This window comes from Pseudoalteromonas sp. BSi20311 (assembly GCF_000239875.1).
Taxonomy (GTDB): Bacteria; Pseudomonadota; Gammaproteobacteria; order Enterobacterales; family Alteromonadaceae; genus Pseudoalteromonas.
Map to the genome: position 1 here is coordinate 1 of NZ_BADU01000037.1, position 22,411 is coordinate 22,411.

Genomic DNA, 22,411 nt, shown 5'->3' on the forward strand with positions numbered 1-22,411 from the left:
CCACTGATTAGTTTATTGGGTATATCATAAAAATCATAAAACGTAAGGAAAGTACTATGGGAAAAGCTTCAAATTTTGATAGTAAAATGTATGTGCTAGATACCAATGTATTACTTCACGAACCCCTCGCGTATTTGTCATTCCAAGAGCACCAAGTGGTTATCCCAATGACCGTATTGGAAGAACTTGATCATATAAAAGATAGAAAACACGATGTGAGCCGCGATGCGCGAGTGGCTATTCGTGGCCTTGATGGGGTGTTGAGTCAGGCAACTCCTGAACAAATGTTACAAGGTGTGGCGCTGCCAAGGAATAAACAAGGCGGATCGACAGGCAGCTTAATTATTGTAAACGACCATTTATTTGCCGATTCTATTTCTGGTTTGCCGGGCAATGAAAACGACCACCGTATTATTAATTGTGCGGTGCATTTACAAAACCAGCACAGCGATAAAAAAGTCATATTAGTAACTAAAGATATTAACATGCGCTTAAAAGCCAAAGGGGCGGGGCTTAAATATGTTGAAGACTATCGTACTGATCAGTTAATTGACGATATTGATTTACTCACCAGTGGTTATAAAAAAATTGAGGGCGATTTTTGGCAGCATGTTGGCGAGTGTAATACTGAGCAACACGGACGTGAAACAGTTCATCATATCCCTAAAGATTTAATTCCTGATGTGTTTTGTAATGAATATTTACTTGATGATGGCGATCAGTTTGCCGCTAGAGTTAAATCGTATGATGGTGAGCATATTACCATTAAAGATATTGGCGCAGAGCGATTGATGCATCAAAGTGCATGGGGAATAAAACCAAAAAATATTTACCAAGCAATGGCTATTGATGCCTTGCTCGACACGTCTATTGAATTAGTAATACTTACTGGTCCTGCTGGGTGTGGTAAAACAGGTATTACTGCAAGCTTTTTTTCAATATTTGTGCAGACCTATCTACAGACCTTATTCTTACTGAATAAATTGAGTATTTATAACAGGCTAAGATCTAATCTCTCTAACATGTCATTAAGTGTGACTTAAAGAATAGAACCATTCATCAATAAATATAAATAATGGATTTAACCTGCAAGAGGCACAAACAAAAATAATAAAGCTAAGGTAAATCTAAAATGCTAATTAATGAAAATCGTTCTCAAAGGAGAACTAAAATGAATAATCCAAGTGAAAACAAAAACCCAAGAGTATTGGATACATCGGCACTAGTTCATGATCCAAAGTCACTTCTTGCGTACAGTGAAGACGTATACATCTGTCTAACAGTTCTAGAAGAATTAGATAACTTAAAAGAAAGAACTAACAAATCGGTTAGTGCTGATGCTCGTGTATGTATTCGTATGCTTGAAGATATAATAAATGGGCACAGTGCAGAAGAGATGGAAGCTGGTATTCCACTACCTTCTACTGAAACAGCTAAACGAGGAAAACTGTTTATTGGAATTGATACCCAGCTCGATATGGCTAAAGAGTTAAAGCACGGTATTGGAAGTGACGCTGACAATAGAATAATTAACTATGCACTGTATCTTCAGAAGGACTTAGATAAAGACGTAGTAATTGTTAGCCGTGACATTAATATGCGCTTGAAAGCTCGAACCGTAGGGGTCATGGCAGAAGACGTTGCCGTAGATAATCAAATATCAGATATTGATCTTTTATACACAGGGGTACAAGCCTTTAAAGGAGATCTTTTTGATCGAATTAAATCAGACAAAGACTTCAAGGTTTCAGGAGAAGTTTATACTTTCCCAATAAGTCTATTTAATGATGAAGTTCAGCCAAACATGTATTGGTACGATGAAGCTGGACACATTGGGCGAATTTCAGAAGTAACAGATACTGAGGTATTCACAAAGTTATTGCCTCGTAAACAAGAAAAAGTATGGGGCATTTTGCCTAAAAATCAGCGTCAGGCAGTAGCTTTAAGCCAATTAACAGATCCATATTATGACTTAAATATCATCCTTGGCCCTGCTGGCTCCGGAAAAACTTTTTTAGCAGTTGCTTCGGCGCTGCATCAAGTATTGGAGTTAAAAAAGTACAAAAAAATCGTTGTGGTGCGCTCCAGAGACTTTATGGACGATGATCCGGGGTTTTTACCCGGTGACCTGACAGAGAAATCAATGCCGTTATTAGCAGGTATAACAGATGCGCTTATATCAATGCATTCAGGTGATAACAATGAAGGTAATATTAGTGCAACTGTTGAGCATGTGATCGAAAAAGCCAATATAGAATTTACTAGTATGGCTTACTTCCGAGGTCGTTCAATAGACGATGCTGTTTTAATCATTGATGAAGCTCAAAACATGACTAGAGCGCAAATTAAGGGCATGTTAAGCCGTGGTGGCAAAAATTGTCGCACAATCGTGTTGGGCAACTTAGCCCAGATTGATGATAAGTTTGTCACACCCGCATCTTCAGGTGCTAGCGCGGCTGTTAACGTGTATAGAAACTATGAAAAAGGCTCAGTATTGATATTTGATGAAGTAGAGCGTAGTAGCTTGGCTGAATTCACTGAAAAGAACATGTAGGCATCAAACTACAATTCACATTTCCTTATAATATTGCGACAATAGCCACTGCTTTTTGCAGTGGCTTTTCAGAGAAGCCCGTTCCCACGAAAACAGGACGAAATGGATTTACTCTGAACTAAAAGATTAAATATTCACAAAAACTGAGTGACATAGGTGCGTGGCCTAGCGTTGCCGTTTTTTGGTGTATTGATGTCTTTTAATAAAGAAGACCTGCTAGTAAATATAAAAAGGCAGGCAAAACGATTATCTAAATTATTAACTATTCCCCTTGGACAAGCCCAAGAAGCCCTAGCTATTTGTCTTTACGGCTGTGACAGTTACAGCGATTTACTAGTAAAAATAAAAGCTGAATCCTTTGACAACCCATTGATAGCACTGTCTGCACTCTCACCAAACTCGGAAATATTTTTAGTAAAAATATTAGCTAGCCACCTAGATAGCATTATTGGAAATTTTGAAAAAAAATTTCCCGGCTCCAATATAAATGAAGAGATGGTCGTATCCCTGTTTGGGCTTAGCTTTTCAGAGTTCAAACTCAAAATATCTACCTAAAGTTGTACAAATACGTAAGTTGTCATTTTGTTTTTTGGCGATATTATAATATGAAGGCTGAACGGACAGCCTACGCCTACACATGTTTTTCGCCTTGAAAAACGTGAACAGTGAAGCGGAGCATCCGTAAAAATTTGGTTATTTGAACAATAAATAAAGCAATGTGTTGGTAGGCCATTGTTTATTGGGAAGTTGTTTGGAGAACTAAATGATCTCACTTTATCAATTAAAGAATAAGCTCAATAAACAAGCAAAAGAGTTTGCTGAGTTATTAGAGTTTCCTGATCTTTACGCCCAAGGCCTGTGGGCTAGAGGTGTTTATAACTGCCCTTATTTTTCTGATACCCATAAATATCTCTCTGAAGTATTTGAAAAGAAAAAGCTGGACTCAATTCTAAAGCACGATTCCCTGAAATATTTAATGATCAACGAATACGATGATCAAGAAATTATTGAATCGCTTCATAAAGAAATTGAGTCAATGGCAAACCGTATTGAAAGCCTGATGCTGGTAGATATCGAAACATTAGAGTTAGTTTCAGTGATATACCAAGTTTTAGGGTTGCCTGAAAATGCCAAGTTTATTGTAAATACAGGTGCAGACTTCCGCTTAGAGTGGCGACCATACTTTGATGCCTTTGATGATCCGTTGATAGTTCAATATGCAGATTTAAAAGTTCATGGTTGTTATTTCAGGCTAATCGCTTGCAAGTTTCCGTTTGAAAAGCTTTCCTTGGATGACATTAGAAAATACATGTACATCAATCATGTAAACCATAATGGTGAGTTTGAAGGCTGTATTTCTGAAGGAAATACATTTTCTAAGCATGTGCACTGGCTGGTGTTGACACTTGAATTATTCAGTAGCGGCAAAGTAAATAAGGCTCAGTTCAATCCAACAACCTTCAAAATCGAAGGTATGCGCTATTTGGTATATGGCTTCCCATTGATTCCTTCCTTTGTATCTGATTGGCACAAACCTGATTTATGTCTACGAGTCAAAAATCTAGATGGCGATCAGAAGTTCATTGTTCGTATCGAACAGCAAGATCTTGTTTTTTATGCGAGGCGCGTTGATACCAACTTTTTTAACACAATCGATTATGAAAAATACATTTCGTTGTATCAATCTAGTGTTCTGTCACATTTTGATGCTGACAACAATTTGCTTAAAGTTGATGGGGTTAAATATCTAAGTTTTTTTCGTCCTTTTTCTGTAGAAGATATGAAAGGAGTTCAAGCATGAGACCTAGAGTAAAACTAACCAACGCAAAACTTATCTCAATTCAATCTGATACAGAGGAAAAAGTTGAACGGGTGCTTTACGGCACATTTGCTGACGAAAATGAAAATGGTAAAGAAGGAGATGCTTTATTCACGATAAAGGTTTTGGAAATCAATGGTCTAGAAAGTAAGTGCTTTGGTGTTGACTTTTATATCTTAGATGCTGAATCTAAAGAGTTTGATGTAAATGCATTTGAGTTTAATTTAATGCATGAGTGTATGTATTCTCCTAATGAGTTATTAGAGCTGCGAGATATGCTCCCGGCTAGTTATTAGTAAGGGAATACGTTGGATAGAATATATTTAAAGGATGCCTACATAGTATCTGTTTACGACTATAAAGAATTTGAAAAAATATTTCTTGGCGAGTTTTTATCAGGGGGGGTTATTGAAGATGAAACATTCAGGTTTCGGCCATTTCAGCAAATCGTGACTTCAAAGATTGTTAGCAAATCTGCTGATGAGGATAAGTTAGAAATATACACACATAGTGGGAGTTGTTATGTGATTGATACTGACCATAAGTTAATTGATATTTCGTTTGTTGAACTGGTTGTTATGAGAGCAGGAGCTTATTCGGCAGATCGAGTTTTAGAAATGAGAGAGCAACTTAAGTCTCAAAATAAAAGCCATTGAATAGCGAAGATAAGAAGTCTGATGAGATTATTATTTGTCACTTACCTCTTTGAAAAAATTGACGTTAGTCAAATATTCATAAATGTTTATACAGCATCAATTGACTTAGTCAAAAATTTGCATTAGTATTAGAGATGTATATTTGTAAGAGAATTTTATGTCTAAAGCATTTTCAAAAGTCTTAGTAATGACGCTTATGCTGGTTGCCTTTGTAGGGCAAGCATTTGCGTATTCTGCTATGCCTTGCGAAATGTCATCAGGTTCTCACGAATCACACATGAACATGAACATGAACATGGATCATGGTGATATGAATAAAAGCAGTAATGGTCAATCAGAAGATTGTTGTGACGTTGAATGTATTTGTCCTGCAAATGCTTGCTCATCTACGACAGTCCTAAATTCCAGTATTGATTCGACAGATATTCAAATATTCAGTGAATCTGTAGCTGCTCTGCAATCTAAACAACCTCATTCAATTTCCACTTCCCTTTATCGTCCACCAATTTTTGCCTAATACAGGATTAGTGCGTCCAAATTTCTCGCACATGTAATTAATTTTTCTGTTAGTCAATATAGCGTCGTAGCGCTATAGATATTTTCCAGCGATGTCTGGGGGCAAAAATGATCAATAAGTATTTAAAAATAGCAGTATTAATGCTGCTTTCACCTGCGTTTGCAAACGCCAACGAACATAACCATGCAGACAATCACGACGTAACACCTTTGGAGTTAATCGTTTATAAAACCCCTACTTGTGGGTGTTGTAAAAAATGGATAACTCATATTGAAGACAAAGGGATCGTTGCGCATTCCAAAGATTTCCGAAACATCGGCAACATCAAAACTAAGTATGGTATCAAACCTAATTACCGTTCATGCCACACGGCAGTGAGTAGAAATGGATTTGCCTTTGAAGGTCATATACCTGCTAAATTTATTCAGCAGTTCTTATCAGAAGAACATCCCAATGCGATTGGGCTTTCAGTTCCAGCAATGCCAGTTGGCTCTCCCGGTATGGAAGTCGATGACCGCTTTATGCCATACAACGTGTTAATTCTATTTAAAGATGGAACGAGCAAAGTCTATGCAAAAGTTAAGACATACGAGGAGCAATTCTAATGAAATTGAACTCTTCAAACCTTACTTCACTTTCAACTGCATTAATACTCGGCTTATCTGTATTCTCAGCTCAAGCTGAGAAAGTAGTGTCGCTTGAACAAGCTATCACCTTAGCTCAGCAAAATGATCCTTGGCTTCATGGTAGCCGATTGAAACAAAGTGCAGTTGAAAATAGAAGTATTGCTTCAGGTACTTTGCCTGATCCGAAAGTATCGCTAGGGATAATGAATTTACCAACAGATACTTGGGATTTAGATCAGGAAGGAATGACTCAGCTAAAGGTTGGCGTCTCTCAAATGTTTCCGAGAGGCGACAGTCTAGAGATCAAGAAAGACCAGTTACAAATTGAGTCCACGAAATTTCCACTGTTACGAGAGGATCGTAAAGCTAAGTTGAAAAGCCAAGTGTCACAACTTTGGTTAGATGCTTACTTAGCCCAACAAACTATTAAATTGATTGAAGATGATTGGTCTCTCTTTGAGCAGATGGCGGAAGTGGCTAAAGCTAGCTATTCAAACGTTGTTGGTAAAACTAGACAGCAAGATGTTATTCGTGCTCAGTTGGAAATCGTGCAGTTAGATGACAGATTAACTTCGCAAAAGCAGAAACTAGAAACGACAATCGCTCGTCTCAATGAGTGGCTTCATATTTACGATGCGGATCGTTTGAATGAATCATTCAACTTTGACGCGCAACCATTAGAGTTTAGCGTCTCAAAAGAATTGCCTTCGATTCAATTGAATAATCCAACAGTCCTAAAAGCATCTAATTACTCAAGAAATCTATTGGCTCAGGAGCTTTCGAATCACCCAGCCATACTTGCAATTGATATAAAACGCAAAGCTTCAGAAAAAGGAATTGAGTTAGCCAAACAGCAATATGAGCCGGAATGGGGTGTTAATGCTAGTTATGCCTATCGCGACAATATGCCCTCTGGTGATAGCCGAGCTGATTTATTTTCTGTTGGGGTAACGTTTGATTTACCCTTGTTTACCGAGAACAGACAAGATAAGCAAGTTGCAGCTTCTATTGCAGATTCAGAGACTATTAAAACCGAGAAACTATTACTGACAAAGCAAATGATCAGTGTTTTAGAAAAAGAACTAAGACAGCTTAAACGCTTATCAGATAGACAATCTATCTATCAAGAACAACTCCTTAAACAAACTCATGACCAAGCAGAAGCGTCATTGACAGCCTACACAAATGATGATGGCGATTTTGCCGAAGTTGTTCGAGCAAGAATCGCAGAATTAAATGCCAGAATATCAGCTTTAAGAATTGATGTTGACGCACTTAAAACAGTTGCTCGTATCAACTATTTATTTGCGCATTCTCAATCTAACTCAAATGCTGAACATAAGTCGATGCAAACTTCACACAAAACTAATCAGCACTTATCCAGTCAGCAATTTGGAGAAAAATAATGTCAACGAATACAAAAACAATTATTGCCATCATCATTGGGGCAGCACTTGGTGCTGGAGCATTGAGTTTATATCAAGGTACTGGCTCAAACAGTAATAGTAATGAAGCAACATCAGGAGAAAAAAAGCCTCAGTATTGGGTTGCACCGATGGATTCTAATTACCGCCGGGACAAGCCCGGTAAGTCGCCTATGGGGATGGATTTAATTCCAGTGTATGAGGAAGGATCATCTGGTGATGACTTTGGCCCCGGAGCAGTAAAAATTGCGCCTCATGTAGTGAATAACCTTGGGGTTCGCACTGCACCTGTTGAACTGAAAAATATGCATACTGAAATCTCAACGGTAGGTTATGTTCAATATGATGAAGATAAGCTAATTCATATCCACCCACGGGTTGATGGCTGGATTGATAAACTTTACATCAAAGCAGCAGGTAACCCTGTAGAGAAAGGGCAGCCTCTTTATACACTATATTCTCCTCAGTTAGTTAATGCTCAGGAAGAGCTGTTAATAGCGTTAAAGCGCAACAATAGTTCTTTAATTTCAGCAGCCAAAGATCGCCTAAAAGCGTTACAGCTTTCAGCAGACTTTGTTCAAAAGCTAGAAAAGACACGAAAGGTTCAGCAAACAATTACCTTTTATTCACCACAAGCAGGTGTTGTCGATGGTTTGAAGGTTAGAGAAGGTTTTTATGTAAAGCCGGGAAACACCTTATTAAGCATTGGCCAGCTAGATCAAGTTTGGGTTGAAGCAGAAGTGTTTGAACGTGACGCAGCCTTAATTAAAAAAGGACTTCCTGTATCAATGACACTGGATTATTTACCCGGTGAGGACTGGGCTGGTGTCGTTGATTATGTTTATCCAACATTGAACAGTAAAACACGCACACTCAGAGTGAGATTGAAATTTGATAACACAGACTATCAATTAAAACCAAATATGTTTGCACAAGTCTCTATTCACGCTAATCAAGCTGATAGCACCATCCTCGTGCCTAAAGAAGCCGTTATTAGAACAGGTAAACAGGACAGAGTAGTACTTGCGTTAGGTGATGGGCAATTTAAATCTATTGAAGTGACTATTGGCCGGGTTGATATCGACAGCATCGAAATATTAGACGGCTTAAATGAAGATGATGTTGTGGTGACATCTGCTCAATTCTTGATTGATTCTGAATCAAGTAAAAGCTCTGACTTTAAACGAATGACTCATGATGAAGTGCCTAACTCTGTTTGGATGCAAGGGGATGTTAATAGTGTTATGGCAGGGCACCGCATGGTTAATATTTCACATGGCCCTGCTGAAGCTTGGGATTGGCCTGAAATGGTTATGGATTTTACTGTGGCTGAAAAAGTCGATATTGACTCATTAAAGTCAGGTCAATCTTTGCACTTTGAAGTGAGCAAAACCGAAGAGGGTGGATATGAAGTTACTGGAATTCATATCATGAGTGAGCCTGCTGATATGAGTGAAGAAGTATCATCAGCAACAGTATCAGGTTTAATTAATGCGATTGATATTGATACACGGATTCTAAATATTAGCCGAGGCCCAATAGAGAAGTGGGATAGACCTGCTGCGACGATGGATTTTATCGTCGCGGACAATATAGAAATAGTTGATTTCAATGTTGGTGATAATGTCACTTTCACTTTTGAGGTTAGGGATGACTTAGTTATCACTGACATTTCTCTTGAATCAGATGAACAACACGGCAAGGAAAATAAGCCGGTCGTTGATCACTCGAATCATTAAGTTGGGAGAAAAATAATGATTGAATCAATTATTAGATGGTCAATTGGCAATCGCTTCTTTGTTATCTTAGCTACCTTAATTTTGATTGGTGGTGGGCTATTTTCAATAAAGAATACGCCTGTTGATGCACTACCAGATTTATCTGACGTTCAAGTAATAATTAAAACGAATTACCCCGGTCAGGCACCGCAAGTTGTTCAAGATCAGGTTACTTATCCACTGACAACTGCAATGTTGTCTGTTCCCGGCGCTGTTACTGTTCGTGGCTATTCATTTTTTGGTGACTCATTTGTTTACGTCATCTTTGACGAAGACACTGACTTATATTGGGCAAGGAGCAGAGTACTTGAATATTTAAGTCAAGTAGCCCCTTCACTACCCGCTAGTGCGCGTCCACAACTAGGGCCAGATGCGACAGGTGTTGGCTGGGTTTACCTATATTCTCTTGTAGATAAAACGGGCAACTTGGATATTAGCCAATTGCGTAGTATTCAAGATTGGTTCTTAAAATATGAATTGCAAACTGTCCCCGGAGTGTCAGAGGTTGCTGCCGTTGGTGGAATGGTTAAACAATATCAAATACAAGTCGATCCCGATAAGTTAAGAGCCTACGGTATACCACTTAGTCACATTCAAATGGCCCTTAAGCGTGGTAACCAAGAAACAGGTGCCTCTGTTGTTGAAATGGCTGAAGCAGAGTACATGGTTACCGCTACTGGCTATATCAAAAGTATTTCAGATATAGAGTTGATCCCTCTCGGTGTGAACGAACAAGGAACGCCGCTTACTATTGGCGATGTGGCAGAAGTTAACTTAGGTCCACAAATGAGACGGGGCATCGCGGAACTTAATGGTGAAGGAGAAGTTGTTGGTGGTGTGGTTGTTATGCGCTTTGGTGAAAACGCACAAAAAACCATTGATGGAGTAAAAGCCAAATTAGAAGAGTTAAAAAAAGGTTTACCCGAAGGAGTTGAAATAGTTACGGTTTATGATCGCTCTGGCTTAATAGGAGAGGCGGTAGAAAACCTATGGAGTAAATTGCTCGAAGAGCTTGCTGTCGTCGCGATTGTATGTGTTGCATTTCTGTTTCATTTGCGATCTTCGATTGTTGCAGTTGTCACTCTACCTATTGGCATCTTAGCTTCATTTATCATCATGCATATGCAAGGTATCAATGCGAATATTATGTCATTAGGTGGTATCGCTATTGCAATTGGTGCGATGACAGATGGCGCAATAGTGATGATTGAAAATATGCATAAACATATGGAAAAGACACCGCTAACAGATGAAAATCGTTGGCAAATTGTTGCTAAGGCTGCGAGTGAAGTAGGCCCTGCACTATTTTTTAGCTTACTGATCATTACAGTCTCATTCTTACCTGTATTTATCTTGGAAGCGCAAGAAGGAAGAATGTTCTCTCCGCTCGCCTATACAAAAACATATGCAATGGCGGCATCAGCAGGCTTAGCGATAACATTGGTGCCTGTATTAATGGGGTACTTTATTCGAGGCAAAATTGTTTCAGAAAAGAAAAATCCGTTAAACCGATTGCTAATTGCTATTTACATGCCTGTTTTAAAGCAAGTAATGAAGTTTCCAAAATCGACAATTGTAGCAGCAATATTAGTGACTATCGTCGGTTTTTGGCCTGTTGATAAGATTGGTAGCGAGTTTATTCCTCCTCTAGATGAAGGAGATTTAATGTACATGCCGACTACATATCCGGGGATCTCTATTGGTAAGGCAAGAGAAATTCTACAGCAGACAGACAAGCTAATTAAAACAGTGCCAGAAGTTGAAACAGTATTTGGTAAAGTAGGAAGAGCTGAAACTGCAACTGATCCCGCGCCTCTAACTATGATTGAGACCTTCATTCAGTTGAAGCCTCAAGAAGAGTGGCGTGAGGGAGTTACAACAGAATCTTTAAAAGCTGAGTTTGATAAGTTGGTTAAGTTTCCGGGCTTGACGAATGCTTGGGTTATGCCAATCAAAACTCGTATTGATATGTTGGCAACAGGTATTAAAACGCCTGTGGGTATTAAAGTCGCCGGACCAGAGCTTGATGTGATTCAGGAAATCGGCCAACAAATAGAGCAAATTTTACCCGAAGTTACAGGCACAGCATCAGTTTACTCAGAGCGAGTTGCAGGTGGACGATATATCAAGGTTGATATTTCACGCGATAAGGCAAGTCGCTTTGGGTTAAACATCGAAGATGTTCAACAAGTGGTTTCTACAGCTATTGGTGGTATGAACGTTACCCAAACGGTAGAAGGTCAAGAGCGTTACCCTGTTAACTTACGCTATCCGCAAGACTATCGAGACTCTCCTGAGCAGCTATCACGATTACCTGTTGTAACACCAAGTGGTCAACGCATTGCACTAGGTGATGTCGCAGATATTCGAGTTGAGAACGGTCCGCCGGGAATTAAGAGTGAAAATGCTCGTTTAAATGGCTGGACGTTTATCGATATAGACGGTGTTGACGTAGGTACTTATGTTGAAAGTGCAAAAATACACTTGGCTAATAATCTAAAACTACCAGCAGGTTATTCAATTACTTGGGCTGGGCAATACGAATATATGGAAAGAGCGAAAGAAAAGCTCACCTATGTATTGCCTTTAACACTCGCCATTATTGTTATTCTACTTTACTTAAACTTCAGAGCGTTTAGTGAGGTGGCTATCATTATCGTTACCTTGCCGATGGCGATGATTGGTGGCTTATGGTTGATGTATCTGGAAGGGTTTAACTTCTCTGTGGCTGTTGGCGTGGGCTTTATTGCTCTAGCTGGGGTAGCGGTTGAGATTGGTGTGATAATGTTGGTCTATCTCAATCAGGCACTTGCTGAGCTTAAGGAAAAAGCGAAAGAGCGAGCAGAACTCATCTCAGAAGATGAATATCAAGATGCCTTATTGCACGGTGCTGGATTACGTGTTCGTCCTGTAATGATGACAGTAGCGACAATCATTATCGGCCTAATGCCTATTTTATATGGTACAGGAACAGGCTCTGAGGTAATGAGTCGTATTGCTGCACCTATGGTAGGTGGGATGACAAGTGCAGTCCTGCTAACTCTAATTGTTTTACCCGCGATTTATTCAATCGTTAAAAAGCCCGAAGTAAACGCCTTTAACAAGGAACTTTCTAACTCGGAGCTAAAAAACAATGCTTAGAAAAGCTAGGAAGTACCATAAATGGCTAATGGCATTTGTAGGGATACAATTCCTTTTCTGGTCGATTACTGGTGTGTATATGGTGACTATGGATATTCACTATATACACGGCGAAACCTTGGCTAAGAGTGAGGAAGCCAAAATAGATTTAGCAAGTATGGATTACTCCATTGTAAAGCTAGCTGCGGATTATCCTAAAGCTAGCCAAGTTACACTTACTCAAAGTATGGGCCGTCCTTTGTATTCTTTTATTAATGGAGAAAATGGAAAAGTAGCAATAGATGCTAAAACTGGAGCTGTTCAGGCCCTTGTAGATGAAACCAAGGCTAAAGAAATCGCACAATACCATTATGTGCTGAATCATCAAATCGACAGCATAAGGTTGATTAAGTCAGCGACAAACTTGCCTGCTGAGTTGTCCCCAAGGCATTTACCTGTTTGGAGAGTGACGTTTGAGCAATTCTCCACACCGACATTTTATATAAGTCAACAAACAGGATCACTTGTTGCCAAGCGTCATGATTACTGGCGATTGTTTGATTGGATGTGGCGGTTCCACATTATGGATTACTATGATGGAGAAAACGTATCTAACTGGTTTTTGTTCTTGGTCGCAACTCTAGGTCTAATGGGAGCAATTACTGGCGCAGTATTGACTTATTACCGAGTGCTTTCCCCAAATAAAAAGAGAGTCATTTGATGCGACTATTTAAGTTAAATACAACGATACACAAGTGGCTTTCTTTATTTGTTGGTTTACAACTGCTTATTTGGTTGGGAACGGGCCTTTACTTCAATTTGATGGATCACAGTAAAGCCAGTGGTAATGAACTTAGAGTTCATTCTCATCATGAAGGTAGCATTACAGGCTTTGACCTATTCCCTATTAAAGACATTACTAGTAATGCTCCGCAGGAAGTAAACCTTATATGGGTTTTACATCAGCCTTACTATCATTTTGTGTTCGATAAGGGGCAGCATAGCTATCAAGAACGCCACTCAAAGCTATTTGATGCTGTAACAGGAAAGCCATTTAATTTGTCTGAAGAACAAGTACTAACTTTGGCAAAAAACTCCTACTCAGGACAGGGTAAGTTAACTACTCCAGTGTTATCTCAACCTCCGTTTTCTGATCACGTAAGGCAGCAAAATCCTATGTGGCAAGTTGCCGTTGAGGATGAGAACAATACAACTATTTATTTAGATAGTATTACAGGTCAAGTACTTCGCCATGCCAATGATGATTTCAGATTGAAAGATCTGATGATGAAGCTTCACTTTATGGACTATGGCAATTCTGGAGGATTTAACCATTGGTTGATCATTGCATTTGCTTTTGCAACGCTATTCCTTTCAATTACTGGTGTTACTTGGCTGATACAACAGTATCGAAGTGGTTTACTGAAGCTAGGTTGGGGCACTAACAGGCAAAAAGTGGCAGTGACGTTTTCCAATGAAAATACTATTACTGACATCTCAGCAGTTGGTCGCTCAACTGTACTAGAAGGGCTAGCTAGTTCACATGTATACCTTCCTTCAGGTTGCGGTGGTGGCGGTACTTGTGGCAAATGCGTGTTCTTAAGTTCAACTAAATTACCTATCACACTATCTGAACAGGAACATTTATCTCAGGAGCAACTTAAGGAAGGTTATCGGCTTGGATGTCAGCATAGGTTCTCTGAAATTAGTTCGATTGAAGTTAATACTGATCGCAATATTGAAAATCATGAGCTAGTTGTGGTTGCGACTAATTTCATTACTCCTTTTATCAAGGAAGTGAAATTTAAGCTGAAATCAGGCAAACAGTTGGCATTTAAAGCTGGTGCATATATGCAATTTGATGTGCCAGCAGGGATGAATAGCTTACGTCCAGATGATATGCCAGAGTGCTATGAAAAATACTGGGATAGCTACTATCATGGAAAATTTTCTCATAACGGTGTAACTCGCCACTACTCATTAGTTAACTTTGACGAGGAGTCTGATGAGTTAATGTTTAATATCCGTTGGCAGACCGCAAAGAATGGTTTTAAAGCAGGAATAGGTTCAAGTTATTTAGGTTCACTCCAAGTAGGTGAAACGATAACTGCAAAAGGCCCTTTTTCTGATTTTTATGCCACTTCAAATAAAAAAGTTAGTCGCGTGTTTATTGGTGCGGGTTCAGGACTTGCACCACTGAGGTCTATTATTTTTGAACAGTTGAAAAAGCATAAAGATAAAAGTGGTTTGACTCTTATCTATGGTGCGCGAACTGAAGATGACTTGCTATACCATAATGAATTGAAGTCACTGAGTGAGAAGCATAAAAACTTCTCTTATATTCCTACTCTTTCTAATCCTTCAGAAGAATGGCAAGGGCACTCAGGCTATGTTCAAAAAGTACTTCTGCCGTATATGAACCAAAAATCAGAACTGCTTTTGGCTGAGTTTTACTTGTGCGGTCCAGAAGCAATGATGAGTGAAGTGGAAAAAATAATTACAGATGCTGGGATTCCAAGTAATAAAATTTTCAAAGATAAATTTAGTCGTTAATCCATTAAATAAATAGAGGTATATATGAAAACATTAATTAAATTTTTAACCGTAATCAGTGTCGTTTTTAGTAGTGCGGTATTTGCGCATGTGCATCTTGAAAAAAGTGTGCCTGCTGATAATGCAATGCTAATGAATCCTCCAGAAGAGTTAACTTTGGTGTTCACCAAAGAGGTACGGGTTGTAAAAGTTTCATTGGCCAATAAACAAGGCGAAGAATTTAAATTTGGATTCGAGCCTTCTAAAGTCGCTACTAGCAAATTTACATGGAAACTACCTAAATTAGCTCCTGCAAACTATGCTGTGGATGTAACCTTCTTAGGTAACGATGGTCATAAAATGAAACATAGCTTCGGCTTTATGGTTCACTAAAATAGGCGGTGTGATTGATATGGAAATGTATATCTGGAATACAGTCATTGTACTGTCAAAAATTGTATTTTACGTCGGCTTTGCCTGTATTGCTGGTTATACATTTTTCAGGCAAATATTTGAGAATAATGAATCTCATACTAATGCTGTAATAGCGAATCTAACGTGGACAAGAACTTATATAGTTATGGCTTTGATCGCTAATATTACTTGGTTCTTTGCCAGTACTGGTGCAATGGCAGAAGAGGGAATTCAGGGGGCGATAGACGCTGATATATTGGCTATTATGTGGGACTCCTCTGTCGGCACTGGAGCTTTGCTTCGAGCGCTTGGGCTAGTTACCGCAATAATCGCTTTAGCTTTAAGGTTCAAACTCGCTGTGAACTCGTACTTAAAACAAAGCGCTTTAATGTTGAGTTTATTAATCCTTGCATACTCATTCACGTTACTGGGTCATATTTCTGAGTTAGGCACAATTGAAAAAGGCTTGCTTATTTTGCATGTGCTCGTTATGGTATGGTGGTTTGGGGCGTTATTGCCACTAAAACAGGCTTGCCATCAGCTAAGTTATGCAGAACTTCATTTGCTGATGGAAAGCTTTGGCAAACAAGCAAGTTTTACAGTGAGCCTATTGTTGGTAGCAGGCCTCTGGCTCGTGATTCAATTGGTCGGAAGTCTTGATGCACTAATAAGCTCAAGTTACGGACAAACACTGTTGTTTAAATTGGCCCTTGTAGTGTCTATTTTGGCACTTGCTGCTAAACATAAACTAATACTCGTTCCACAACTTAAAAATAGTCAAGGCAGAGAGGCTTTATCTAAATCTATCTCGATAGAAATGGTAGTAGCTTTTGCCATTTTATCTGTAACGGCTGGGCTTACTAGTGTTGTTGGCCCTGCAAATTAAAACCTAAAAGAGAGAATGAAAATGAAAACAATAAATATATTACTTGTTTTATTAATGACGTTTAGTTTCGCAGCAAACTCTCATGGTGATAAGAACAAAGACAAAGGTTTGTTTAAAGGTATAGATACCCCTGCCGCAAAAGTTGTTTTGGCATTTCATCAAGCACTTGAAACTGGCAATCAAAAACAGGCTAGAGCGCAGTTAGCGGATGATGTCACCATTTTCGAGGGAGGCCGCGTTGAAAGGAGCGCTGATGAATATGCTCATCATCATATGTTGTCGGATATGAAGTATTTAGCAGCGATGAAGAGCGACACACTTGAACATCAAGTGACGATACTTGGAAATACCGCTATCTCTGCGTCGCGTAGTCAAACTACAGGTACTCATAAAGGTGTTGAACGCGATTATCAAGGCATGGAAACGATGGTGCTGGAAAAACAAAATGGTGAATGGAAGATTAAGCACATTCATTGGTCACATTAATTTATTGGTCAAACAACGGAGAGTAAAATGAGAAACAACAATCCATTACATCAAGTTTCTACGCCACGTAGACGCTTTGTACAAGGATTAGCTGCTGGCGGTGTATTAGCTGCTTTTCCAAGTGTTCTTCATGCAGCTTCATCTTTGATTGCTGGAACTTCAACAGGTACTGCGCCCGAACTAAGTGGAGAAATAATAGATCTGGTGATAGATGAGTCACCAGTAAACTTCACAGGTGTTGTAAGAATGGCTACAACAATCAATGGCTCAATACCAGCTCCTACCTTGCGCCTCAGAGAAGGTGATGACGTTACTATCAGGGTAACGAATAAATTATCAGTGCCGAGTTCAATTCATTGGCATGGGATCATTCTTCCGTATCAAATGGATGGCGTACCGGGTATTAGCTTTAAAGGTATAATGCCGGGTGAAACCTTTGTTTATAAATTTAAGCTGCAACAAAGCGGCACATATTGGTATCACTCACACAGTGGTTTTCAAGAAATGACAGGTATGTACGGCGCATTAATTATTGAGCCAAGAGAAAAGGATATTATTAGTGCTGACAATGAGCATGTCATCCAATTGTCTGATTGGACTGATGATGACCCAATGGATTTGTTTCGCAAGTTAAAAGTACAGAGCGATGTATTTAACTTTAATCAACCTACTGTTCCAGAGTTTTTTGATGACATTTCAAATAGCAGCGTTTCAAATGCGCTACAACGCCGGGAAATGTGGAATAAAATGAGAATGAACCCTACAGATCTTGCAGACTTATCAGCATCTGCAATGACTTTTTTAATGAATGGTTGTGCGCCTTTGACAAACTGGCGTGGAATGTTTAAAGCTGGCGAAAAGGTTAGGCTTAGATTTATTAACGGTTCTAGCAATACGTTTTTTGATGTAAGAATACCTGAGCTGAAGTTAACAGTTGTACAAGCTGATGGACAAAATGTTGAACCTGTGACAGTAGATGAATTTAGATTTGGTCCCGGTGAAACTTATGATGTACTTGTCGAGCCAAAAAATGATGCATATACGATTTTTGCACAAAGCATGGATCGCTCAGGTTATGCTAAAGGTACTTTATCAATGGCACCTAATATTGATGCACCAGTACCTGCTCTAGATCCCGTTGAATGGTTAACGATGACAGATATGATGGGGAATATGGCCCAAGGTGGTGAGCATTCCGCGATGGCAGGTATGGCAGACATGTCGGGCATGAATTCTAATAAAATGGATCATAGTGCAATGGGTCATGGAGCGATGGCAATGGATCATAGTAAACATAATATGGGTAAAAACCCACTGGCTGTTCCAAGTCAGAAAGTTCGCCACGCTAAAACAGAATATGGCGCCTCAATTGATGCGCGCATTGATACGCCACGCACAAACTTAGACGATCCTGGTGTTGGGCTGCGCAATAACGGCCGTCGAGTTTTAACACTTGCAGATTTACGCTCTCTTGATGGCATAGTTGACCACCAAGCACCCGAAGCCGAAATTGAGCTGCATTTAACCGGCAACATGGAACGCTACAGCTGGTCTTTTGATGGCTTAGAGTTTGGTAAAAGTACCCCTGTGCATATGAAGCATAATCAGCGGGTACGAGTTATTTTACAAAACGATACCATGATGACACACCCTATGCATTTACATGGTATGTGGAGCGACTTGGAGAACGATCAAGGCGATGTGTTAGTTCGCCGCCATACCATAATGGTACAGCCCGCCCAAAGAATTAGCTTTTTAACTACGCCACATGATCTTGGTCGTTGGGCTTGGCATTGTCATTTACTGTTTCATATGGATGCAGGTATGTTTAGAGAGGTGGTTGTATCATGAGAAATTTAACCTTATCAACAGTACTTACTAGTGCACTATTAATTAGCGCACCGTTATTGAGCCTGAATGTGTTTGCTCAAACTGAAATGGGCGACATGTCTGGCGATATGGCGGGCGATAAAATGCAGCCGCAAGGCGGCGATGCCCCTAAAAATGCTCGCGATCCACACGCTTATGCTAATGGCACAACCTTAACGCAAGGGCCATATGCTTTAGCAGATGGCGAGCGCTTAACCCTTGCAGATGAGTATAAGTTTTACGCTATTTTAGGTGATCGCCTTGAGTATAACGAACAAGCCGATGCTGCTGTTTTCGATTTACAAGCTTGGTACGGCACCACCTTTAATCGATTAGTGATAAAAACCGAGGGCGATGTTAGTTATGGCAAGCTTGAAGAAAATCAAACTGATATTTTATGGGGTCATGCAATTTCGGCTTATTGGGATACGCAAGTCGGTATTCGCTACGATTATTATAAAGAAGGCAAAAACCGTCAATGGTTAGCGTTTGGTATTCAAGGCTTAGCACCTTATTGGTTTGAGCTTGATATGACAGCGTATGTAGGTGAGAGCGGCAATACAGCATTTACAGCACAAGCTGAATATGAGCTGCTTTTAACACAAAGGCTCATTATACAGCCTCGTGCTGAAATAACATTTTATGGTAAAGACGATGAACAAAATGAGCTAGGCAGTGGGCTATCTAGTACTGCTATTGGCGTTAGGGTTCGTTATGAATTTACTCGCCAATTTGCACCTTATGTAGGTGTAGAGTGGACTAATAAATTTGGTAGCACAGCAGATTACGCCAAGCTAAACGAGCAGAGCAGCAACGATACTGAGTTTGTTGCCGGTTTAAGATTTTGGTTTTAATACGAAGAAATAACTACATTGATTTAATGAGAGCTACCGCAATTATATTGATGGTAGCTTTTCATTTTGTCTGGGATTTAAACTATTTTGGTTATATTAGAACAGACATACCTAACGGCTTTTTCTGGAAAGAGCTAAGAGCAATAATTGTAAGTTTGTTCTTGTTTTCTGTTGGTGCCAGTCTGGTTTATTCCTATCAAGGTGGTATATCAGCGAAGAAATTAGCTTGGCGAACGGTTAAGATATCTAGTGCTGCGTTACTAGTGACTTTATCCTCACTATTTACCTTGCCAGAACATTGGATTTACTTTGGTATTTTACACTTCATAGCAGTTGCAACACTTCTATTAGTTTGGTTGGTGGGGAAACCTAAACTTGCTTTGCTGCTATCTTTATTTATTTTTAGCGCATACATAGCGATAGAAATACCGTGGAATTGGCCTTTTAGCTATATTGAACAATATATTTCAAAACATCCTAGTGACTTGGTTACTCTTTTTCCTTGGTTGGCTTTGCCCTTGCTCGGTATCTGGGCTGCAAATTTCCGAATCTTTCGTCTGGCTCCCGCCAATCAACATGCGATAAACCCTTATTTGACATTGCTTAGTCAACACTCTTTACTGATTTATTTACTTCACCAACCTTTGCTTTTTGCTGGCTTTAGCGCTATCGAATGGATCAATTGAATATGAAAGTCCTCTATTTCGGAAATAATCTCTTTTCAAACTGTTTAACATTTATGGTTAACCAAGGCTTTAGTGTTGAAGCTGTTTATATTAATGATGTAGAGGAAAACGCAAGTATCGTTAAACGAATTTGTGGCATACATAAGATAATGACACATTCTTTAAGACCGACTAAAGAAGAACTTGATGAATATATAAAATCTGGAGTAACTCTTTTTGTCGTTGCTGACTATGGATATAGACTGCCCATAACAGATATAAAATATGCCTTTAATATTCATCCCTCACTTTTACCTAAAGGTAGAGGCCCTACGCCATTAACTTACATTGTGGATCTACCAGAATTTGCAGGTGTAAGCATACACAAAATCACATATATGCTTGATGGCGGAGATATCTTACTCCAAGAACAATTTGAAGTAGGACAAAATGAATCCATTTCCTCCTTAATGGTGAAGTCAAGCTTACTTGCGGAATCTTTACTGCAAACCTTGTTAAATGATCTCGAAACTATCTATGAGAGTGCTACGCCACAACAAAAACGATTAGCTACTTATTGGAAGCAACCTAGTATAGAAAGGAGAATCATGTCGTGGCTCAATGATACTCAACAATTTAGGCAAGCAATACGTCAATATGGGCATTTTGGCATCTTAATAACAATTTATGAAGAGCTTTTTATTGTCAGCCAATTAGAGGTGGCCGATTTCAAACATGACTACAAGCTAGGCAGCATAATTTTTGAAGACCAAGCGCTGATTAGTGTGGCTATGAATGGTGGCTTTGCTGTTGTTTTTAAAAGTTCTATGGTGCTAGTAAACTCAGCAGTACTAGAGTAATTCGTATATTAAAAGTGTGTATAAAATGTTTTGAAGCAGACTTTAAGGGCTAGGTTAGAACGTAGGTTTTAGTTCAAAGGTTGATCAAGATCATAAAATTATTTTTATAAAGTGGCTAATATTGTAGGTGCTAAAGAAGGAATGATAATGTTTGGACTTTTCAGGTGGTTTAAAATAGTAATAATAACTGTGTTGCTTACGCAGCATGGCTTTGCGATTGCTAAACCAATGAATTGTGAAGAGCATCATAATGGCTCATCCGACACGCATATTATACAACCAAGCAAAAATATGCATCATCAATCAATGATTGACAATAGTCACTATCACACTGAAAATTCGCAAGATTCTAAAAACCGTCATGGTGATGAAGACTGTGAAAAATGTAAAGCTGGTGATTGTGTTTGTTGTGAAGGCGGTTTTTGTACAAGCTTTCATTTAAATGCCTATCTTGTGCAAGCGCAAGACGAAGGTATTTGCAATATTCATTCTGAGCTAATTCTACAGCGTACACCCCTACCAAAATCTGGTATCCATCTCTTACTTTATCGTCCACCAATTATTGGCTAATCACAGGATCAGTGCGTCTTTTTTTCGCCACTCCCATCAAAAATAGAATGACTTATTCATTGATTTAAATAATCAATTGTTTTGAACGATTAGTACGATATTTTGAAGGCACTATGAAAATGCTCAAGTTATTGCCATTTACAGTAATTAATACTGTCGATTTTGACCGAGATTTCTCTTTTACCAAAAAATTAGTTTTTAGCTTTTGCATTATTAATCACGAATAATCACTTGACCTGTGTCTTAGACACAGGTCTAAGCTGTAGGTGAGATTACAAACTTAGGTGAAGAACTAAGGAGTGAACATGAAAGTTGCAGAGCTGGCAAAAAGCCTTGGAACGACTGCTGATACGGTGCGCTATTACTCGCGATTGGGACTGTTAAAACCTGCCAAGTCAGTGAACGGCTACAAGTCATACTCGAATAAAGAAGTATCGAGACTTAAATTCATTTTAAGTGCCAGAAACCTTGGTTTTTCCGTTGTAGATATCAAGGAAATTATTAATGAATCTGAAGATGGTAAAAGTGCGTGCCCATTAGTCAGAAGCCTGATCAAAGAGCGGCTCGAAGAAACAGAAAAACAGTTTCAAGCAATGTTGGCACTTCGAGGAAAAATGTCTTCTGCGCTTTCTCGATGGGAAGAAATGGAAGACAAAGCACCGACTGCAAACATGGTTTGTCATCTCATCGAAAACTTTGAGCAAATTAAAAAAACATAGGAGGAAAAAGGGTGGCTACTAACACAAATATAAAAACTGAATCAGGCTGTTGCTGTCAGGCA

General features: G+C 39.2%; 21 protein-coding genes and 1 pseudogene. All 22 read left to right on the forward strand.

The genetic code is table 11. The annotated features are described in order from the left end of the window. Positions 1-56 precede the first annotated feature (56 nt). Positions 57-914, forward strand: a pseudogene (locus tag P20311_RS03250) (PIN domain-containing protein); the annotation flags it as partial. A 257-nt stretch (positions 915-1,171) separates the two neighbouring features. Next, the gene (locus P20311_RS03255; protein WP_008109623.1) at positions 1,172-2,554 is read left to right on the forward strand and encodes a PhoH family protein; all 1,383 of its coding nucleotides are present in this window, start codon (positions 1,172-1,174) and stop codon (positions 2,552-2,554) included. 192 nt (positions 2,555-2,746) lie between these two features. Further along, on the forward strand, positions 2,747-3,109 hold the full coding sequence (locus P20311_RS03260; protein ID WP_008109624.1) for a hypothetical protein: 363 nt from the start codon (positions 2,747-2,749) through the stop codon (positions 3,107-3,109). A 208-nt stretch (positions 3,110-3,317) separates the two neighbouring features. Further along, positions 3,318-4,355: a hypothetical protein gene (locus P20311_RS03265; protein WP_008109625.1), complete on the forward strand. Its 1,038-nt coding sequence runs from the start codon at positions 3,318-3,320 to the stop codon at positions 4,353-4,355. After that, on the forward strand, positions 4,352-4,669 hold the full coding sequence (locus P20311_RS03270) for a hypothetical protein (protein ID WP_008109627.1): 318 nt from the start codon (positions 4,352-4,354) through the stop codon (positions 4,667-4,669). Before P20311_RS03265 ends, P20311_RS03270 begins: the two co-directional genes overlap by 4 nt. 12 nt (positions 4,670-4,681) lie before the next feature. Then, entirely contained in the window at positions 4,682-5,029 is a 348-nt protein-coding gene (locus P20311_RS03275) for a hypothetical protein (protein WP_036984763.1), read from the forward strand. Between the two features lie 157 nt (positions 5,030-5,186). Further along, a complete protein-coding gene (locus tag P20311_RS03280) occupies positions 5,187-5,546 on the forward strand; it encodes a hypothetical protein (protein ID WP_004589251.1) in 360 nt (119 codons plus the stop codon). Positions 5,547-5,653: 107 nt separating this feature from the next. Continuing rightward, on the forward strand, positions 5,654-6,151 hold the full coding sequence (locus P20311_RS03285) for a DUF411 domain-containing protein (protein WP_008109632.1): 498 nt from the start codon (positions 5,654-5,656) through the stop codon (positions 6,149-6,151). After that, positions 6,151-7,578: a TolC family protein gene (locus P20311_RS03290; protein WP_008109634.1), complete on the forward strand. Its 1,428-nt coding sequence runs from the start codon at positions 6,151-6,153 to the stop codon at positions 7,576-7,578. Before P20311_RS03285 ends, P20311_RS03290 begins: the two co-directional genes overlap by 1 nt. Then, the gene (locus P20311_RS03295; RefSeq protein WP_008109636.1) at positions 7,578-9,335 is read left to right on the forward strand and encodes an efflux RND transporter periplasmic adaptor subunit; all 1,758 of its coding nucleotides are present in this window, start codon (positions 7,578-7,580) and stop codon (positions 9,333-9,335) included. Before P20311_RS03290 ends, P20311_RS03295 begins: the two co-directional genes overlap by 1 nt. A gap of 15 nt (positions 9,336-9,350) precedes the next feature. Further along, positions 9,351-12,515 (forward strand): efflux RND transporter permease subunit, encoded by a 3,165-nt coding sequence (locus P20311_RS03300; protein ID WP_008109637.1) that lies wholly within the window; start codon positions 9,351-9,353, stop codon positions 12,513-12,515. After that, a complete protein-coding gene (locus tag P20311_RS03305; protein ID WP_008109638.1) occupies positions 12,508-13,215 on the forward strand; it encodes a hypothetical protein in 708 nt (235 codons plus the stop codon). The genes P20311_RS03300 and P20311_RS03305 overlap by 8 nt, the downstream gene beginning before the upstream one ends. Beyond that, the gene (locus tag P20311_RS03310; RefSeq protein ID WP_004589257.1) at positions 13,215-15,047 is read left to right on the forward strand and encodes a 2Fe-2S iron-sulfur cluster-binding protein; all 1,833 of its coding nucleotides are present in this window, start codon (positions 13,215-13,217) and stop codon (positions 15,045-15,047) included. Before P20311_RS03305 ends, P20311_RS03310 begins: the two co-directional genes overlap by 1 nt. Positions 15,048-15,071: 24 nt before the next feature. Then, positions 15,072-15,419, forward strand: coding sequence for a copper resistance CopC family protein (locus P20311_RS03315; RefSeq protein WP_004589258.1), 348 nt, complete (start codon positions 15,072-15,074; stop codon positions 15,417-15,419). 19 nt (positions 15,420-15,438) lie between these two features. Beyond that, a complete protein-coding gene (locus P20311_RS03320) occupies positions 15,439-16,326 on the forward strand; it encodes a copper resistance D family protein (RefSeq protein WP_036984766.1) in 888 nt (295 codons plus the stop codon). A 15-nt stretch (positions 16,327-16,341) separates the two neighbouring features. Continuing rightward, positions 16,342-16,812: a nuclear transport factor 2 family protein gene (locus tag P20311_RS03325; RefSeq protein ID WP_008109640.1), complete on the forward strand. Its 471-nt coding sequence runs from the start codon at positions 16,342-16,344 to the stop codon at positions 16,810-16,812. Between the two features lie 27 nt (positions 16,813-16,839). After that, positions 16,840-18,663: a copper resistance system multicopper oxidase gene (locus P20311_RS03330; protein WP_008109641.1), complete on the forward strand. Its 1,824-nt coding sequence runs from the start codon at positions 16,840-16,842 to the stop codon at positions 18,661-18,663. Further along, complete coding sequence (locus P20311_RS03335; RefSeq protein WP_008109642.1) at positions 18,660-19,535, forward strand: copper resistance protein B; 876 nt, start codon at positions 18,660-18,662, stop codon at positions 19,533-19,535. The genes P20311_RS03330 and P20311_RS03335 overlap by 4 nt, the downstream gene beginning before the upstream one ends. Next, the gene (locus P20311_RS03340; RefSeq protein ID WP_259413530.1) at positions 19,526-20,221 is read left to right on the forward strand and encodes a heparan-alpha-glucosaminide N-acetyltransferase; all 696 of its coding nucleotides are present in this window, start codon (positions 19,526-19,528) and stop codon (positions 20,219-20,221) included. Before P20311_RS03335 ends, P20311_RS03340 begins: the two co-directional genes overlap by 10 nt. Then, positions 20,209-21,060, forward strand: a complete 852-nt coding sequence (locus tag P20311_RS03345; protein ID WP_238529425.1) for a formyltransferase family protein — start codon at positions 20,209-20,211, stop codon at positions 21,058-21,060. The genes P20311_RS03340 and P20311_RS03345 overlap by 13 nt, the downstream gene beginning before the upstream one ends. A 147-nt stretch (positions 21,061-21,207) precedes the next feature. Beyond that, on the forward strand, positions 21,208-21,630 hold the full coding sequence (locus tag P20311_RS03350) for a hypothetical protein (protein WP_036984768.1): 423 nt from the start codon (positions 21,208-21,210) through the stop codon (positions 21,628-21,630). Positions 21,631-21,935: 305 nt separating this feature from the next. Continuing rightward, positions 21,936-22,349 (forward strand): MerR family transcriptional regulator, encoded by a 414-nt coding sequence (locus P20311_RS03355; RefSeq protein WP_008109656.1) that lies wholly within the window; start codon positions 21,936-21,938, stop codon positions 22,347-22,349. The last annotated feature ends 62 nt before the right edge of the window (positions 22,350-22,411 follow it).

Bases quoted from the DNA above. Each gene is read 5' to 3' on its own strand.
- P20311_RS03350 (WP_036984768.1), top strand. From the start codon at position 21,208: ATGTTTGGACTTTTCAGGTGGTTTAAAATAGTAATAATAACTGTGTTG.
- P20311_RS03260 (WP_008109624.1), top strand. From the start codon at position 2,747: ATGTCTTTTAATAAAGAAGACCTGCTAGTAAATATAAAAAGGCAGGCA.
- P20311_RS03300 (WP_008109637.1), top strand. From the start codon at position 9,351: ATGATTGAATCAATTATTAGATGGTCAATTGGCAATCGCTTCTTTGTT.
- P20311_RS03270 (WP_008109627.1), top strand. From the start codon at position 4,352: ATGAGACCTAGAGTAAAACTAACCAACGCAAAACTTATCTCAATTCAA.
- P20311_RS03310 (WP_004589257.1), top strand. From the start codon at position 13,215: ATGCGACTATTTAAGTTAAATACAACGATACACAAGTGGCTTTCTTTA.
- P20311_RS03355 (WP_008109656.1), top strand. From the start codon at position 21,936: ATGAAAGTTGCAGAGCTGGCAAAAAGCCTTGGAACGACTGCTGATACG.
- P20311_RS03305 (WP_008109638.1), top strand. From the start codon at position 12,508: ATGCTTAGAAAAGCTAGGAAGTACCATAAATGGCTAATGGCATTTGTA.
- P20311_RS03335 (WP_008109642.1), top strand. From the start codon at position 18,660: ATGAGAAATTTAACCTTATCAACAGTACTTACTAGTGCACTATTAATT.
- P20311_RS03320 (WP_036984766.1), top strand. From the start codon at position 15,439: ATGGAAATGTATATCTGGAATACAGTCATTGTACTGTCAAAAATTGTA.
- P20311_RS03290 (WP_008109634.1), top strand. From the start codon at position 6,151: ATGAAATTGAACTCTTCAAACCTTACTTCACTTTCAACTGCATTAATA.
- P20311_RS03285 (WP_008109632.1), top strand. From the start codon at position 5,654: ATGATCAATAAGTATTTAAAAATAGCAGTATTAATGCTGCTTTCACCT.
- P20311_RS03255 (WP_008109623.1), top strand. From the start codon at position 1,172: ATGAATAATCCAAGTGAAAACAAAAACCCAAGAGTATTGGATACATCG.
- P20311_RS03295 (WP_008109636.1), top strand. From the start codon at position 7,578: ATGTCAACGAATACAAAAACAATTATTGCCATCATCATTGGGGCAGCA.
- P20311_RS03330 (WP_008109641.1), top strand. From the start codon at position 16,840: ATGAGAAACAACAATCCATTACATCAAGTTTCTACGCCACGTAGACGC.
- P20311_RS03345 (WP_238529425.1), top strand. From the start codon at position 20,209: ATGGATCAATTGAATATGAAAGTCCTCTATTTCGGAAATAATCTCTTT.
- P20311_RS03315 (WP_004589258.1), top strand. From the start codon at position 15,072: ATGAAAACATTAATTAAATTTTTAACCGTAATCAGTGTCGTTTTTAGT.
- P20311_RS03280 (WP_004589251.1), top strand. From the start codon at position 5,187: ATGTCTAAAGCATTTTCAAAAGTCTTAGTAATGACGCTTATGCTGGTT.
- P20311_RS03325 (WP_008109640.1), top strand. From the start codon at position 16,342: ATGAAAATGAAAACAATAAATATATTACTTGTTTTATTAATGACGTTT.
- P20311_RS03265 (WP_008109625.1), top strand. From the start codon at position 3,318: ATGATCTCACTTTATCAATTAAAGAATAAGCTCAATAAACAAGCAAAA.